General features: G+C 66.8%; 12 protein-coding genes. 6 read left to right on the top strand and 6 right to left on the bottom strand.

All coding sequences use genetic code 11. The features are described from left to right. Positions 1-11: 11 nt before the first annotated feature. The 3 genes from IXW21_RS13040 to IXW21_RS13030 are packed head-to-tail and all read right to left on the bottom strand — an operon-like array spanning position 12 to position 3435. Positions 12-1280, bottom strand: coding sequence for a lipopolysaccharide biosynthesis protein (locus IXW21_RS13040; protein WP_194764688.1), 1269 nt, complete (start codon positions 1278-1280; stop codon positions 12-14). Continuing rightward, positions 1280-2200, bottom strand: a complete 921-nt coding sequence (locus tag IXW21_RS13035) for a glycosyltransferase (RefSeq protein WP_194764687.1) — start codon at positions 2198-2200, stop codon at positions 1280-1282. The genes IXW21_RS13040 and IXW21_RS13035 overlap by 1 nt, the downstream gene beginning before the upstream one ends. Continuing rightward, the gene (locus IXW21_RS13030; RefSeq protein WP_194764686.1) at positions 2197-3435 is read right to left on the bottom strand and encodes a glycosyltransferase; all 1239 of its coding nucleotides are present in this window, start codon (positions 3433-3435) and stop codon (positions 2197-2199) included. Before IXW21_RS13030 ends, IXW21_RS13035 begins: the two co-directional genes overlap by 4 nt. A gap of 20 nt (positions 3436-3455) precedes the next feature. Between IXW21_RS13030 and IXW21_RS13025 the strand changes: the two genes are divergently transcribed. Then, positions 3456-4319, top strand: a complete 864-nt coding sequence (locus IXW21_RS13025; protein WP_194764685.1) for a glycosyltransferase — start codon at positions 3456-3458, stop codon at positions 4317-4319. Then, positions 4316-5212 carry a glycosyltransferase family 2 protein gene (locus IXW21_RS13020; protein ID WP_194764684.1) on the top strand — a complete coding sequence of 299 codons (897 nt, stop codon included), beginning with the start codon at positions 4316-4318 and terminating at the stop codon, positions 5210-5212. The genes IXW21_RS13025 and IXW21_RS13020 overlap by 4 nt, the downstream gene beginning before the upstream one ends. 30 nt (positions 5213-5242) lie before the next feature. Here the strand turns inward: IXW21_RS13020 and IXW21_RS13015 are convergent, their stop codons facing one another. From IXW21_RS13015 to IXW21_RS13005, 3 genes are all read right to left on the bottom strand, one after another. Then, positions 5243-5641: a DUF2304 domain-containing protein gene (locus tag IXW21_RS13015; RefSeq protein ID WP_194764683.1), complete on the bottom strand. Its 399-nt coding sequence runs from the start codon at positions 5639-5641 to the stop codon at positions 5243-5245. Then, on the bottom strand, positions 5638-6381 hold the full coding sequence (locus IXW21_RS13010; RefSeq protein ID WP_194764682.1) for a glycosyltransferase family 2 protein: 744 nt from the start codon (positions 6379-6381) through the stop codon (positions 5638-5640). The genes IXW21_RS13015 and IXW21_RS13010 overlap by 4 nt, the downstream gene beginning before the upstream one ends. Before the next feature lie 102 nt (positions 6382-6483). Continuing rightward, on the bottom strand, positions 6484-8751 hold the full coding sequence (locus IXW21_RS13005) for a hypothetical protein (RefSeq protein ID WP_194764681.1): 2268 nt from the start codon (positions 8749-8751) through the stop codon (positions 6484-6486). A gap of 108 nt (positions 8752-8859) precedes the next feature. Here IXW21_RS13005 and rfbA point away from each other — a divergent pair, with 108 nt between their 5' ends. The 4 genes from rfbA to IXW21_RS18580 are packed head-to-tail and all read left to right on the top strand — an operon-like array spanning position 8860 to position 14269. After that, a complete protein-coding gene (rfbA, locus tag IXW21_RS13000; RefSeq protein WP_194764680.1) occupies positions 8860-9732 on the top strand; it encodes a glucose-1-phosphate thymidylyltransferase RfbA in 873 nt (290 codons plus the stop codon). After that, complete coding sequence (rfbB, locus tag IXW21_RS12995) at positions 9729-10727, top strand: dTDP-glucose 4,6-dehydratase (protein ID WP_194764679.1); 999 nt, start codon at positions 9729-9731, stop codon at positions 10725-10727. Before rfbA ends, rfbB begins: the two co-directional genes overlap by 4 nt. 6 nt (positions 10728-10733) lie before the next feature. Further along, on the top strand, positions 10734-12149 hold the full coding sequence (locus IXW21_RS12990) for a bifunctional dTDP-4-dehydrorhamnose 3,5-epimerase family protein/NAD(P)-dependent oxidoreductase (protein WP_323742249.1): 1416 nt from the start codon (positions 10734-10736) through the stop codon (positions 12147-12149). Beyond that, the gene (locus IXW21_RS18580) at positions 12146-14269 is read left to right on the top strand and encodes an acyltransferase family protein (protein WP_194764678.1); all 2124 of its coding nucleotides are present in this window, start codon (positions 12146-12148) and stop codon (positions 14267-14269) included. The genes IXW21_RS12990 and IXW21_RS18580 overlap by 4 nt, the downstream gene beginning before the upstream one ends. The last annotated feature ends 32 nt before the right edge of the window (positions 14270-14301 follow it).

Here is a 14301-nt window from a genome sequence, read left to right as displayed (position 1 = left end):
AGCGGGCTCGGTCAGCTGCCCTGTGCGGCGAGCCCGCGCAGGGCAGTCCGAGAACGGTAGATCGCCAGGCCGATCGAGGTGAGCGCGAGTGCGACCAGCGCACCGGGCACGCCGAAGAGCAGAGTGCCCACGAGGACTCCGAGCAGCGCGGAACCGGTTGCGACGCCGGCTGAGAGGGCGAGCTCGCGGGAGCGACCGATCGTGACGAGCACCGCGAGGCCGGTCACCTGGCTGATCGCTTCGCCGGCGAAGCCGAAACCCATGACCACGGCGATCAGCAGCGGGATCGCGATTGCGCCCTGCGAAAGTAGAGGCGACACCCATGGAGCACAGGTGATCATGCCGATGGCGCCGACGGCGCCGATCCCGCATGCGACAAGCATCGCGATCCGTCCGCGCGAGGTGATGTGCTCGCGCCCCGCCTCAGGAACCCAGCTCTGGATCGCCTGCAGGATCGGGGCAAGCACGAGGCCCGCGTAGCGGGAGAGTCTGTCCGCCAGCACGAACAACGGCAGCGCGGAGGCCGGGACGATGACCTGGACGATCACCACGGGCAGCGTCGTCAGAAGGCTGGTCGTGAAGGTGGCGGTGAACCCGGGCAACTGATCGCGGAGCAGTCCGCGCAGACTCTGGGTTCTGTCGATCTTCCACGGCCCGTCCGCCGATCGCGTCGCCACGAAGAGACAGGATGCCAACAGACCCAGAACGGCGAACGCTGCTGTGCATGACGCATACATGAGAAGCGAGGGTGCGATGAGCACTCCGACGAGGGCCGCTGCCTGACCGAGGATTGCAGGCAGAGCGTCGAACAGGAAGAGTGCCACGGGGCGGTTGGTGCCGATGAAATACCATCCTGCGGCTGCCGCCGGAGCGACCGCGGTGAGGGAGACGAGAGCAGCGACCAGCGGATCGACGCCGACGAGGAGCGCGGCGATGAACGTTCCTGCCGCGAGCACCGGAACCAGGATGACGAGGCGCGCCAGCAGCGACGTCGCGAAGAATCCCTTCCGCTCCGCGACCGCGAGGCTCGCAACGGTGCTCGGTCCTGTCGCGCCCCACCCGAAACCCACGACGACAGCGAGGAACTGGGCGATCGACTGCAATACAGCCAGGCGTGCCCACGTGGTGTCGCCCAGCTGCCCGATCAGCACGGGGATCGACACCACTCCGACCAGCGTCGAGAGGATGATCGAGAGTGAGAACAGGAAGGAGCGGCGGACCAGTTCGTGCCCGATCGCCTTCCTCGCGCGGCCCTGTCGGGGTGCGGGGTCGCTGGTCATCAGGCGTTCCGGCCGAGGCGGGTGAGTCGTGCCATCAGATCGGCAGGGATGCGGCCGCCGATTCCGGCGCGTCCGTCCCGGATGCCGCGATACAGCGCCACCAGCTGTGCGCGGCGGTCGCCCGCCACCAGAAGACCGCCGAGGATCATCGACGAGAGAAGCCGGGTGCGCCGCCACGTCCAGGACGCGCGTTCACGACCGTAGCGTCGGGACAGCACGACCGAATTTCGCACCATGTAGTACGTGCGGAACGGAGCGTGGTAGAGCAGATGGCGCGGGCGTCCGCCCAGCACGAGCTGGCGACCGAGGACCGTGAGAGGGACGAGCGTTCCCAGTTCGTGACCGATGTCGGAGTTCGGCACCAGCACATAGCGGTACCCGGCTCTCCATGCACGCAGCGTGTACTCGCTGTCGACCGCATCGATGAAGAGCGCCTCGTCGAACGGGCCCACCCGGTCGAACACGTCGAGCCGTACCACCTGTCCGGCCTGGATCGGATCGAACGGATGTCCGTCGCGGTCCATCACGATGCCCGTCCCTCCGGCCGATGAGGGAGCCGCTCCGACGGGCTGTTCTCCGTGCAAGGTCGCGGACTCCAGAGCGCTGAGGGCCCGGTCGACATAGTCCTCGTGGATCCAGGAATCCTGGTCGAGCGTCAGGACGTGCGTGGCGCCCGAATCCCGCGCGGCCGCGAAGCCGACGTTCAGGGCTCTGGCGATCCCGCCGTTCTCCGGGAGCTCGATCACCGTGACTCGCGGATCGCTGATGCCCAGGGCATGCGTCGAGGCGGTTCCGTCATCGACCAGGATGACGGAGTGGACTTGCGCGAGAAGGCCCTGCACGTGATCGCGCAGTTCTGCGGGCGCGCGGAAGGTGGGGATCACCGCGACGACGATGGGGTCTGCGTCGGTCCGGCTCATCGGGGGCCCTCCTCGATCAGCTCGGTGTACAGGGTGCGGATACGGTCTCGGAACGCCATCAGCCCATACTCGTCAGCCGCCCAGTCGCGGATCCTCGCCTCGTGATCGCGATTCGGGTCCTGCAGAACCTCTACGACGGCGGATGCGAAGGAATCGGGGTCGTCGGTGATGCGACGGATCGCGTCCTCCCGCTCTATCCCCTCGGCTCCCACGGGGGTTGCCACCACCGGGATGCCTCGCAGAAGGGCATCGATGGTCTTGAACTTGACGCCCGCGCCATTGTGCAGGGGGACGACGATCACATCCGCAGGCTCGATGAAGGGATCCATCGACTCCACGAACCCCGTGATCGACACCGACTCATCATCGGCTGCGAGGCGGGTCAGTGCGACGCTGGGATTCGCGCCGACCACGGTGAAGCGAGCAGCAGGAACCGCGGCACGCACCTGCGGCCAGACCCTCTGCAGGAACCATCGCGCAGCCTCGTCGTTGTCTGGGCGCCCCATCGCACCGCTGAACACCACGAGGGGAGAGGAGTGAGCGGCCCGCGGTGCCGCGGGCCGCGGTACCGGGAACCCCGGGCGAACGACCTCGGGGCGCGCCGTCGGTGCCAGGGATCGAACGAGTCGTGCGTCCTTGTCGCTGAAGACCACGACTCGGTCGGCAGCTTCGAAAGTACGACGCTCCCTGCGTGCGCTCGCCTTGGCAGCGATGGCATACGCTGCGCGCAGCAGCGGACTTCGTGCCGTCTCCGCTGCTCGAGACCACCTCTGGGTGATCACGTCGTGCGCGATGACGACCACGCGCGCGCGGGGATTGCGAGCGAGGGCGATCGGAATCAGACTTCCCATCTCGGACCACTGGAACTCGATCACGTCGGCTTCCTCGAGGATCCTCGAGGCCGAGACGCTCCGGCGCAGCGCGCGGGCGAACCACCCGTGAGCCGTGCTGCCGCGGAGCAGGGAGGCGACGTCAGCGATCGGCTTGAGTCGATCCTGGGCGGAGGGCCCGGATCCCGAGAGCAGGAGCAGCGGGCCGGAGGCGCCCCTGGCCACGGCTTCGCGATTGAGAGCACTCGCCGGAGCGATCGCGGTCAGAGCGAACTCCGCCTCCAGTGCGCGGTGATGCTGGAGAGCGTACTCGCCTCCCGCATGCGCGATCCCGGCGTACGGGACGTACTTGGTCACGCTGGCGACGGCGGGGCGGGCTCCGCGCACAGGTGGGGATGAATGCATATCAGCTAGCCTAGGCGTCGATGTCCGACATGAATGACGCCGCGATGCCGGTTGCCCGATACGCAGCCGTGATCATCGCATATCACCGACCCGATCTACTGGCGGCCGTGCTCGAGCGCCTTCGCGCGCAGACTCGGCCGCCCGCGATGGTCGTCGTCGTCGACAACGGCGGAGACATCACGGAATCGAGCCTCGGGGGAGCGGACGCTCCGATACTCGTCAGCCGCGCGGACAACCCCGGGTATGCGGCCGCCGTCAACATCGCAGCCGACCGTGCGCGGGAGGCGGGGATCGAGCACCTTCTGGTCCTCACCCATGACGCTGTCTTCGATCACACGCTCGCGGGGTCTCTGCTGGATGCTCTCGCCGACGATCCGCGTGCGGGGTGCGCAGCGCCGACGCTGCGCTGGGTCTCGCGACCCGACCGGATCTTCTCGTCCGGGGGTGTCCTCACCCGAGGCGGCCGCGCGTATCATCGGACGGACGATGTCTCGAGTCCCCGAGCCGTCCACTGGGTCGACGGAGCGGTGACCCTTCTGCGTATCGGCGCTCTCGACGCGATCGGGGGCGTGGACGAACGGTACTTCCTCTACTTCGAAGACGTCGACACGGGATGGTCACTCGCGCGTGCAGGATGGCGCACGCTCGTCGTGCCGGAGACCGCGCGACAGGAGCCGGGTGCCCATCCGCTGCGGCTCGGCCTCCGGAACATGGTGTTGTTCATTCGCAAGGCGCGCCTGCCGGTGCTGCCCGCGATCTTCGCCGTCGGTCGACGGGCGGCCGAAGAGCTCGTCGTCGCCCTCCGCCGCGATCGACGGCTCCCTCTTGCCGCGGCGCTCCGGGGGATCGTCGACGGAGTGGCTGGACGCCAGGGCAAGCCATGAACGGCGAGGTTCCGATCGACATCGTCCTGCCGTACTACAGCCCTTCGAAGCGGGCGTGGCCGGCGATCGAATCCGTCCTCGCGCAGACGTACGCCCACTGGAGACTCGTGGTGGTCGACGACGCGTATCCGGAGGAGGGAATCAGAGAGCGGCTGGAGGCTCTCGCGGATCCTCGTGTCGAGTATGTGCGCAATGAGGAGAACATCGGTCTCGCGCGGAACTTCAGCCGCTGCCTCGACCTCGTCCGCGCCGAGCATTTCACCATGCTCGGCGATGACGACCTGATGCACCCCACCTATCTCGAGAGCATCGTCGCGCGGCTGGCTGAGAATCCGGGTGTCGACATCGTCCAACCCGGTGTGCGCGTGATCGACGGTGAAGGGCGACCGACCCTGCCGCTCGCGGATCGCATCAAGAGGGTGCTGCGACCCCGGGGCGGATCGGACGGCGTCGTGCTCGCCGGAGAGCGGATGGCGGAGAGCCTCATCCGGGCTGACTGGGCATATTTCCCCTCGCTCGTCTGGCGCACGGCCGCAGCGCGTCGGCACGGTTTCCGCGAGGAGTATGCGGTGGCTCTCGATCACGGGCTCCTGCTCGACATCGCGCTCGACGGGGGTTCGATCCTCGTGTACGACGACGTGGTCTTCGACTATCGACGTCATCGTTCATCGGTGTCGTCGGCAACGGCCTCATCGGGGATTCGATTCGCGCAGGAGCGAGATTTCGCTCTCGCCTTCGCGGCTCGGATGGCTTCCCGTGGCTGGCGCCGCGCCGCACGCACCGGACGACGACGAGTCATCTCGCGACTGCACGCAGCCACTGAGGCCGTCGCCGCACTGCTCGGCAGAGATGTGCGCCGCGCGCGCTCGCTGGCCGCCTTCGTCGTCCGCTGAGGCTGATCCGTCCCGGGTGTCGGGTCGGCGTCAGGAGGGCTCGGTCTCGCGCGCATCTCCACGGCGGTGCGAGTTCTCAAGCTGTTGCACGCGCAGATGAAGGTTCTCCAGTTCCGTGCGCGCCAGTGCGGCCTCCTCTGCCACACGCCGCATCTCATCCTCCGTGTGGGACAGCTCCCAGGACAGATGCAGTGAGACACCGAGCAGTAGCACGATCGCCAGCGAGAACAGCAGGTTCGCCGGGACTTGAACGCCCAGGAGGCCGGTCGCCCAGATGAGGAGATCGGGAAGGATGCCGAGGATCAGGACGCAGACCGCGATGATGATCCACATCACCGCGTACTTCTCGCGAAGTCGTCGAGCCAGCAGCATCCAGAAGACGACGACGAGGATGATGACCGCCATCGCGATCCCTGCAGCAACGATCATGACTGCTCCGATCGGGCAACGGCCTGCGCGCGTCGAGGGCCGCGCAACAGAGCCAGGGCGAGGGCGAACACCGAGCGCAGCAGATAGACGGAGGCTCCGACCGGGCCTTGGCTCGGATTCCCGTGGACGCGCGGGCGCATCGCCACGGGGACCTGAGTGACGACGAGACCCGCGTGGCACGCGGCCACGAGCGAATCGATCGTGTCTCCGAGGTATTCCGCGGGGTAGTAGGCGATATATTGCGCGAGTGCGCGCTCGTTGGCGGCTCGGAAACCGCTTGTCACGTCCGTCAGGCGCGCTTTCGCGACGCGCGACACCGTTCGGGCGAGGAACAGCATCGCCCACTTCCGCGGGCCGCGAACCGAGTAGTCGCCGACTTCGGCGAACCTGGCCCCGATGGAGATGTCGGCATGATCGAGGCCCTCGAGGACCCGGGCGATGTCCGAAGGGTTGTGCTGACCGTCGGCATCCACCTGAATCACTCGTCGGTAGCCGTGTCGGTGCGCGTAAGTGAATCCGGTGCGCATGGCGCCCCCTACGCCCAGGTTGAAGGGGAGAGAGATCACGGTCGCCCCGGCTTCGCGCGCCACGTCGGGAGTGTCGTCCCCAGAGCCGTCATCCACGACCACGACGTCGTAAGTGGGACTCGCCTGCCGGATCTCCGTCACGGTGTGCCCGACGTTTCGGGCCTCGTTCCACGCGGGCACGATGACCAGCACTCGATCAGCCAGTGTCGTCATAATCAGTTCAGTCTAGTCGGGATGGCAGTCAGCCCCGTGGGGAGGGGGCCCTGCCGCGCACGATGTCACGCGGCCCGGATCACCTCGGAAGTCGACCGCGGTTCAGGGAGCGACGGGGTCAGCAGGGTCGCCGATCGGATAGTCGGATGCCTCGTCCGAGGCGATCTCCACGATCTCCGGTTCGTCGCCGCCGAGGAGGCGAAGGTCGTCCTCGGACACGATGTGGTGCAGCGAGTTCGAGGAGAAGACGTAGACCTCGGGGCGATCGGCGAAGCGCACCATATCCCCGTCACGCAGGATCGGGGTGCTGAACGTGTACGAACCACGGAACTGCGATGCCAAGTTCTGAATCGGCGGCACGACGCCGCCGCCGAGGCGCACCAAGGTCGTGTAGTCCTGAACGTGCTTCAGCGTTTTCCCTGTCATGCGATAGATCTCTCCCCGTCCTGAGAAGCTGACGAACGCCCCCTCCGCCAGATACGGTGCGCCCTTCTTGAAGGCTGCGATCGTGGCATTCGACCACGTCGCCGTATACGGAGACCTGCCGCCGTTGAGCTCGAGCAGCCGCTGTCCCGACTGCACGTGACGGATCGTGCCCTTCTCGAGTGAGTAGATCGGATCCGCCGTCCTGGACTTGATGAACGCGGGGCCGGAGAAGGTCTTACCCGTGCGCGGCAGGACGGCGCAGACGGACCCCGGGAGAGTCGGACCCTTGCCCGCACGGCCGGTGTCGGTCACCCCTGTCAGCTTCCCGCCGTCCACGACGAATGTCTGCGAACCGCATGAGAAGAGCGGAGCGAGGGTCGTCGACGTGTCGTAACCCGCGAACGTTCCATTCGCCACGGGCTGATAGGAAGTGATGCCTGCGTCGGCGCTCATCTCCCAGCTGGGGATATGGGTGAGGGATGTGGCGTTTCCCACGATGTACACCTCATCGCGTGATGTCTCCTTCACCAGCGTGCCGGGGGCGAGGAGCGCGCGGCCGAGCGCCGGGAAAGCGGCATTTCCCGCGGGAAAGACTGCCACGTAGTCCTTGGCCTTGCCCTGCTCCATCTGCCAGGCGAGTCCGTTGGCGATGTGGCGCCGCTGGCCGTTCTCCCACTTGTAGTAATCGGGGGAATCCTCGGAGCGGAAGTAGTTCCCGACCGGCTGACCCGTGGGGTACCCGGCGAGAAGGGCGGGAGTGAAGGGGGTGTAGTCGTCGACACGCATCCCATAGCGGTTGATGAGCTCGGCGGTGGCGAAGTGGTGTTTCGTCCCGTCTGGCTGGAGCAGATATATCGCTCCGTCACGCGCATCGCGCACCAGCCGGATGAATCGGTTTCCGGTCGGCAATGACGCGGCATAGGACGGCGAGACCGTGCGCACCGACCCGACCCGCTTCGTCAGGACCGCGAGATCCGCAGGGTTGGTCACGTAGTGCTTGGTTCCACCGGACAGGAGGAACACCTGGCCGGTGTCGGAGGTTCGGATGAGATTGGACGAGGGGTTCTGCGTGCTGCCGAACCAGTCGGTGAAGTAGTTGTGGAAGTTGCGATTTCCGTACGCCGAGCAGCTGTCGCCCGAACCGTAGCCGGCGCGGAGCGCTGCGGCGTTGGGCTGATAAGGCGTGTAGTAGTAGAGCGCGGAGGTGGCAGCGTTCTCGACACGAACCGGGCCACGCCCGCACGCGCTGTTCGGGTTGTACATGATGTTCCAGGTCTTGCCCGGCGCGTAGTACGTGAAATAGCGCCCCTCGGTGTAGATCTTCATCTGCCGTCCGGCGCCGTAGATCTGGTAGAAGAAGCCCGAGAATGCGGGGTCACACGGTGCGGTGTCGGGGCATCCCTGGCCGAGAGCCATGCTGAAACGCCAGTCGCTGGGCCAGGTGTGGGTGACGAGGCTCTGCTCCTTCTGCAGCATCACGATGAACACCTGCGGGTTGATGCCGCATGACTGGGCGACCTTGTAGATGATCGTGGCCGCGGATTCGTTTCCGGCCCCCCGGTAACCGTTGCAGTACTGGTCCGCGGTGCGGTTCGGAGTGTCCTGGCGATAGTCCTTGAGGCAGACGTATCCCGTGCGGCACGAGGACACCTTCGAGCGGAAGAACGAATCGATGCTCGCGGCCGTCATGGTCGAACTGTCGAAGAACACCTCGTCGGAGATGATCTTGCCGGCTCGGAAGCCGTCGGTGATGAGTGTCTTGACAGGAGACGCGGCACGGGTGGCGGGGGCGGCCGTCGAGACTCCCGTCGTCACGGACGCGTCGGCTGCAGGAGCCGAGGCGCTCGCTGGGCTCGCGATGAGGAGCGAGACGGCGAAGGTGACGGCGGCGGAGCTCGCGATGAGCGCGCGCAGGCGTGAGCGTGAGGACGTGGGGCGGGTCACTCTGCCATTGTGACGGAAAGCAACAGATGATGCCACTGTGAAGCGTGTGAAGCAAGTCAAGAAGCGTTGCGGGCGGTTCTCGCAGGGGGGATGTGGCACGATGTTGGGGTGAAAGGCATCATTCTTGCGGGCGGCTCCGGAACTCGACTTCACCCCATCACCCTGGGCGTGTCGAAGCAGCTGATCCCCGTCTACGACAAGCCCATGGTCTACTACCCGCTGTCGACGCTCATGCTGGCGGGTATCCGGGACATCCTGGTGATCACCACGCCGCACGACGCGGCGCACTTCGAGCGACTCCTCGGCGACGGCGCGCAGTTCGGCATCAACCTCACCTTCGCTCAGCAGCCGTCCCCCGACGGGCTCGCCCAGGCCTTCACGATCGGCGCGGACTTCATCGGTGACGACAGCGTCGCGCTCGTTCTCGGAGACAACCTGCTCTACGGCCCCGGCCTCGGCAACAAGCTGCAGCGCTTCGGAGACATCGACGGTGGAGCCATCTTCGCCTACTGGGTCGCTGAGCCCGAGGCCTACGGCGTCGTCGAGTTCGATGCCGACGGCACCGCGGTATCGCTGGAAGAGAAGCCGGCCCAGCCGAAGAGCAACTACGCGGTCCCCGGCCTCTACTTCTACGACAACGACGTCGTCGAGATCGCGCGCAATCTGGAGCCGTCGGCCCGCGGCGAGTACGAGATCACTGATATCAACCGCGCATACCTCGAGCGCGGAAAGCTGCAGGTCGAGGTGCTGCCTCGCGGCACAGCCTGGCTCGACACCGGGACGTTCGACCAGATGACGGATGCTGCGGAGTACGTCCGCACGATGGAGCGTCGCACCTCGCTCAAGATCGGCGTGCCCGAAGAGGTCGCGTGGCGTCAGGGCTTCCTGTCCGACGACGAACTGCGCGAGCGCGCCGAGAAGCTCGTGAAGAGCGGCTACGGCGCGTACCTGCTCGATCTGCTCAAGAGAGGAAACGCATGACCCGCCTGCTCGTGACGGGAGGTGCCGGATTCATCGGATCCAACTTCGTGCACTATGTCGTCGAGAACACCGACTACGACGTGACCGTGCTCGACGCGCTCACCTACGCCGGCAACCGCGACTCGCTCGCAGGTCTGCCCGAGGACCGCGTGCAGTTCGTGCACGGCGACATCACCGATGCCGAGCTCGTCGATCGTCTGACCGCTGAGGCGGATGCCGTCGTGCATTACGCCGCGGAATCGCACAACGACAACTCGCTGCACAGCCCGCGGCCGTTCCTCGACACGAACATCATCGGCACGTACACGCTGCTCGAGGCCGCACGACGCCACGATCGTCGCTTCCACCACATCTCGACGGACGAGGTGTACGGCGACCTCGAGCTCGACGACCCCGAGCGGTTCACCGAGCAGACGCCCTACAACCCGTCCTCGCCCTACTCGTCGACCAAGGCGGGAAGCGATCTTCTCGTTCGCGCCTGGGTGCGGTCGTTCGGGGTGAAAGCGACGATCTCGAACTGCTCGAACAACTACGGTCCGTACCAGCACGTCGAGAAGTTCATCCCGCGTCAGATCACGAACGTCATCCGCGGCATCCGCCCGAAGCTGTACGGTGCGGGCGAGAACGTGCGCGACTGGATCCACGCCAACGACCATTCCTCGGCCGTCCTCACGATCCTCGAGAAGGGCCGCATCGGAGAGACGTACCTCATCGGCGCTGATGGCGAGCGCAACAACAAGGACGTCGTGGAGCTCATCCTCGAGGGCATGGGGCAGCCGCGCGATGCGTACGATCACGTGACGGATCGCGCCGGTCACGACCTCCGCTATGCGATCGACTCGACGAAGCTGCGCACGGAGCTCGGCTGGACGCCGCAGTTCGAGGACTTCGAGTCGGGTCTCGCCGCCACGATCCAGTGGTACAGGGACAACGAGTCGTGGTGGGCGCCGTCGAAGGACTCGACTGAGGCCTTCTACGCGTCGAAGGGCCAGTAAGCGACCGTGGGCGATATCGATTTCGGCAAGCAGCTCGGAGTGACCGAGACCGGCATCCCCGGCCTCGTGGTGTTCGATCTCCCGGTCCACGGAGACTCCCGCGGCTGGTTCAAGGAGAACTGGCAGCGCGAGAAGATGACCGCGTTGGGTCTGCCCGACTTCGGTCCGGTGCAGAACAACATCTCGTTCAACGACGCCGTCGGTACGACCCGGGGAATCCACGCAGAGCCGTGGGACAAGTGGGTCTCGGTCGCGACGGGGCGCATCTTCGGCGCGTGGGTCGACCTGCGGGAGGGGCCTTCGTTCGGTGCGGTCTTCACAACCGAGCTCGACGCCTCGAAGGCGATCTTCGTCCCTCGGGGTGTGGGGAACTCGTACCAGACCCTCGAAGCCGACACCGCGTACACGTATCTCGTGAACGACCACTGGTCGGCGGATGCATCGTATTCGTTCCTCAACCTCGCTGACGAGACCAGCGGGATCGCCTGGCCGATCCCGCTGTCCGACGTCGAGATCTCGGCGAAGGACCTCGCTCACCCCCGTCTGGCGGATGTGACCCCGATCGCGGCGAAGAAGGTCCTCGTCGTCGGCGCCGGCGGTCAACTCGGCCGGGCGCTGCGCGCCGAACTCGGCGATGCAGCGCACGTCGAGTGGACGACCCGCGCGGAGTTCGACCTCGGCGACGCCGAGATCCGTTCCGCCCGACGTTGGCGTGACTACGAGGCGATCGTCAACGCAGGGGCGTATACGTCCGTCGACCTCGCGGAGACCGACGAGGGACGTCGCGATGCCTGGGCGGCCAACGCCTCCGGTCCCGCCCGGCTGGCGGCGATCGCCGCGGAGTTCGGCGTGACCCTCGTGCACGTGTCGAGCGACTATGTCTTCGACGGAAACGCCGATCGACCGTATCTCGAGGGCGACGCCCTCTGCCCTCTCGGCGTCTACGGGCAGTCGAAAGCAGCCGGCGACCTCGCTGTGAGCACGGCGCCGCGTCATTACATCCTGCGTACTTCCTGGGTGATTGGAGACGGCAAGAACTTCGTTCGAACCATGGCATCGCTCGCCGAGCGGGGAATCGACCCCAAGGTGGTCGACGACCAGCGCGGCCGGCTCACGTTCGCCTCCGAGATCGCGCGGGCCGTCGTGCACCTTCTCGACACGAACGCTCCGTACGGGACATACAACGTGAGCGGATCCGGCGACGTACGGACGTGGAAGGACATCGCGAGCGACATCTTCGCGATCACGGGCGCGGATCGATCCCGCGTGTCGGGTGTGAGCACCGCAGAGTATTTCGCGAACGCGACCGGCCCCGTCGCGCCGCGCCCGCTCAACAGCGTGCTCGACCTGTCGAAGCTCGAGGCCACCGGCTTCGTGCCTCGCGACGCGGGTGAGCAGCTCGAGGAGTATCTGACGCCGTGACCGCGCCCGCTCCGGCGGCCGCGGTCACCCGCGCGTCGGCGCGTACCGGCAGGTTCCGCACCGACATCCAAGCGCTGAGGGCGGTTGCGATAGCTCTCGTCGTACTCAACCACCTGTGGCCGGAGCAGATCACCGGTGGCTACGTGGGAGTCGACGTCTTCTTCGTCATCTCAGGGTTCCTGATCACCGGGCATCTCCTGTCGGAGTTGGACCGCACCGGCCGCGTCCGCCTGTCGGCCTTCTACGCCAGGCGGATCCGGCGTCTGCTGCCTGCCGCGCTCCTCGTGATCTTCGCGACGATGATCGGGGTGTGGGCGCTCCTTCCGTTCACGCGGTGGACCGATAACGCGCTCCAGGCCCTGGCGAGTGTGTTCTATGTGGAGAACTGGTTTCTCGCCTCTCTCTCGGTGAACTACTCCGCTCACAACGCGGCGGCCAGCGCGGTGCAGCACTACTGGTCGCTGTCCGTCGAGGAGCAGTTCTATCTGGTCTGGCCGTTGCTCGTGCTCGCGGCCGCGGCCGGTGCCGCTCGGTGGGGGAAGGACGACGACAGGCGGCGCATCGTGCTCATCGTCGTCTCGGCGGTCGCGGTGGCCTCCTTCGTCGCTGCCGTGGTCTACACCGCGGATTCGCCCGCTCAGGCGTACTTCGTGACGTTCACCCGCGCCTGGCAGTTCGCGGTCGGTGCGGTGATCGCGTTGGTGCCGGTCGCGCTCTTCGGACGCCTGAATGCGCTCGCCGCGTCGATTCTCGCCGTCGCGGGTTTCGCAGGTATCGCCCTGACCGCCTTCCTCTTCGGCTCGCAGACGCCCTACCCGGGCGTCGCTGCGCTGCTGCCGGTGCTCGCGACCGCCGCTGTCATCGTCGCGGGCACGGGACGACGAGCGCCGCTCTGGGCGGTGTCGGCGGTCACGGACGCGCGACCGGTGCAGTGGCTCGGTGACGTGTCCTACTCGCTGTATCTCTGGCACTGGCCGCTCATCGTGCTCACTCCGTTCGCGATCGGCGCTCCGCTGTCGTGGTGGTCGAGCGTCGGCGTGCTCGCGCTTGCGCTCGTGCTCGCGTGGGGGAGTCGCCGGTGGGTGGAAGTCCCTGCACAGCGGGCGACGTGGTGGCGGCCGCTTCGCCGGGCGTACATCGGTGCGGGCGCGATGATGGCGGTCGTCGCCCTGACAGCGGTGCTGCTGCTCGGCGCCGCTGCTGCTCGCGGCGCAGCACCCGAGGGCGCGGCTCCCGGCGGTGGGGCCTGCCATGGAGCCGCTGCGCTCGCGGATGCTGCGGACTGCGACCCGTCCGTCGAGGTGGCTGATCCCGTCGTGACTGATCGTGACGCGTACTTCGGTCTGGCGGCCGAGTGCGGCGACCTCACCACCGTCCTCGCGATGGACGGGCGCCAGACGACACGGGAGTGCGACTTCTCTCAGGGCGCTCCGGGCCCGCGTGTCTGGCTGGTGGGCGACTCGCACGCCGAGCAGTGGCAGGCGGCGCTGTTCCCGATCGCGAGAGAAGAGGGCTGGCACCTCACCATCAGTTCTTTTCCCGGCTGCCCACCTGCGGATGTCGCGTTCATCGGCTTCGACGCCGCGTGGGGTCCCGTCGACTACCAGCGCTGCAGAGACTGGTCCTCGGCGCTCTCCGACCGGTTGATCGCAGAGCGGCCCGACCTCATCGTGACCTCGATGGCTGCTCGGCAGCAACTGGTCGATGACGGCAGCGGTCGCACGCACGACGAGCAATTCGTCGATGGTCTGCGGAGCACCTGGAGCCGCTGGGCCGACGCGGGCAGCTCGGTGGTCGCCATCGCCGATACCCCGCTGAACGGGGACGTCCGTGATCTGGACTGCCTGGTGCTGAATCCGGCGGAGCCCGCGGAATGCGCGGTGCCCCGAGAGACCGCTCTTCCTCCGGATCCTGTGGCGCTCGCGGGACGGGCCCCGATCCCAGGCGTGTGGCCGGCTGATCTGACCTCATCCCTGTGCGATGAAGACGACTGCTTCGCCGCGATCGGAGGCGTCCCGGTCTACTACGACGCCGATCATCTGAGCAGTGCCTACGCCGCGACCATCAGCGGGAGATTGCGCGAGGTCGTGGGTGCGGCGTTGAGCGGAGTCCTCGGCTAGACGCCGCGATCCGGCAGATCATCGAAATTCTG

This window comes from Microbacterium sp. UFMG61 (assembly GCF_015354505.1).
Lineage (GTDB): Bacteria > Actinomycetota > Actinomycetes > Actinomycetales > Microbacteriaceae > Microbacterium.
Note: the sequence above shows the minus strand (reverse complement) of the source record. Positions and strands in the feature narration are given on the sequence as shown.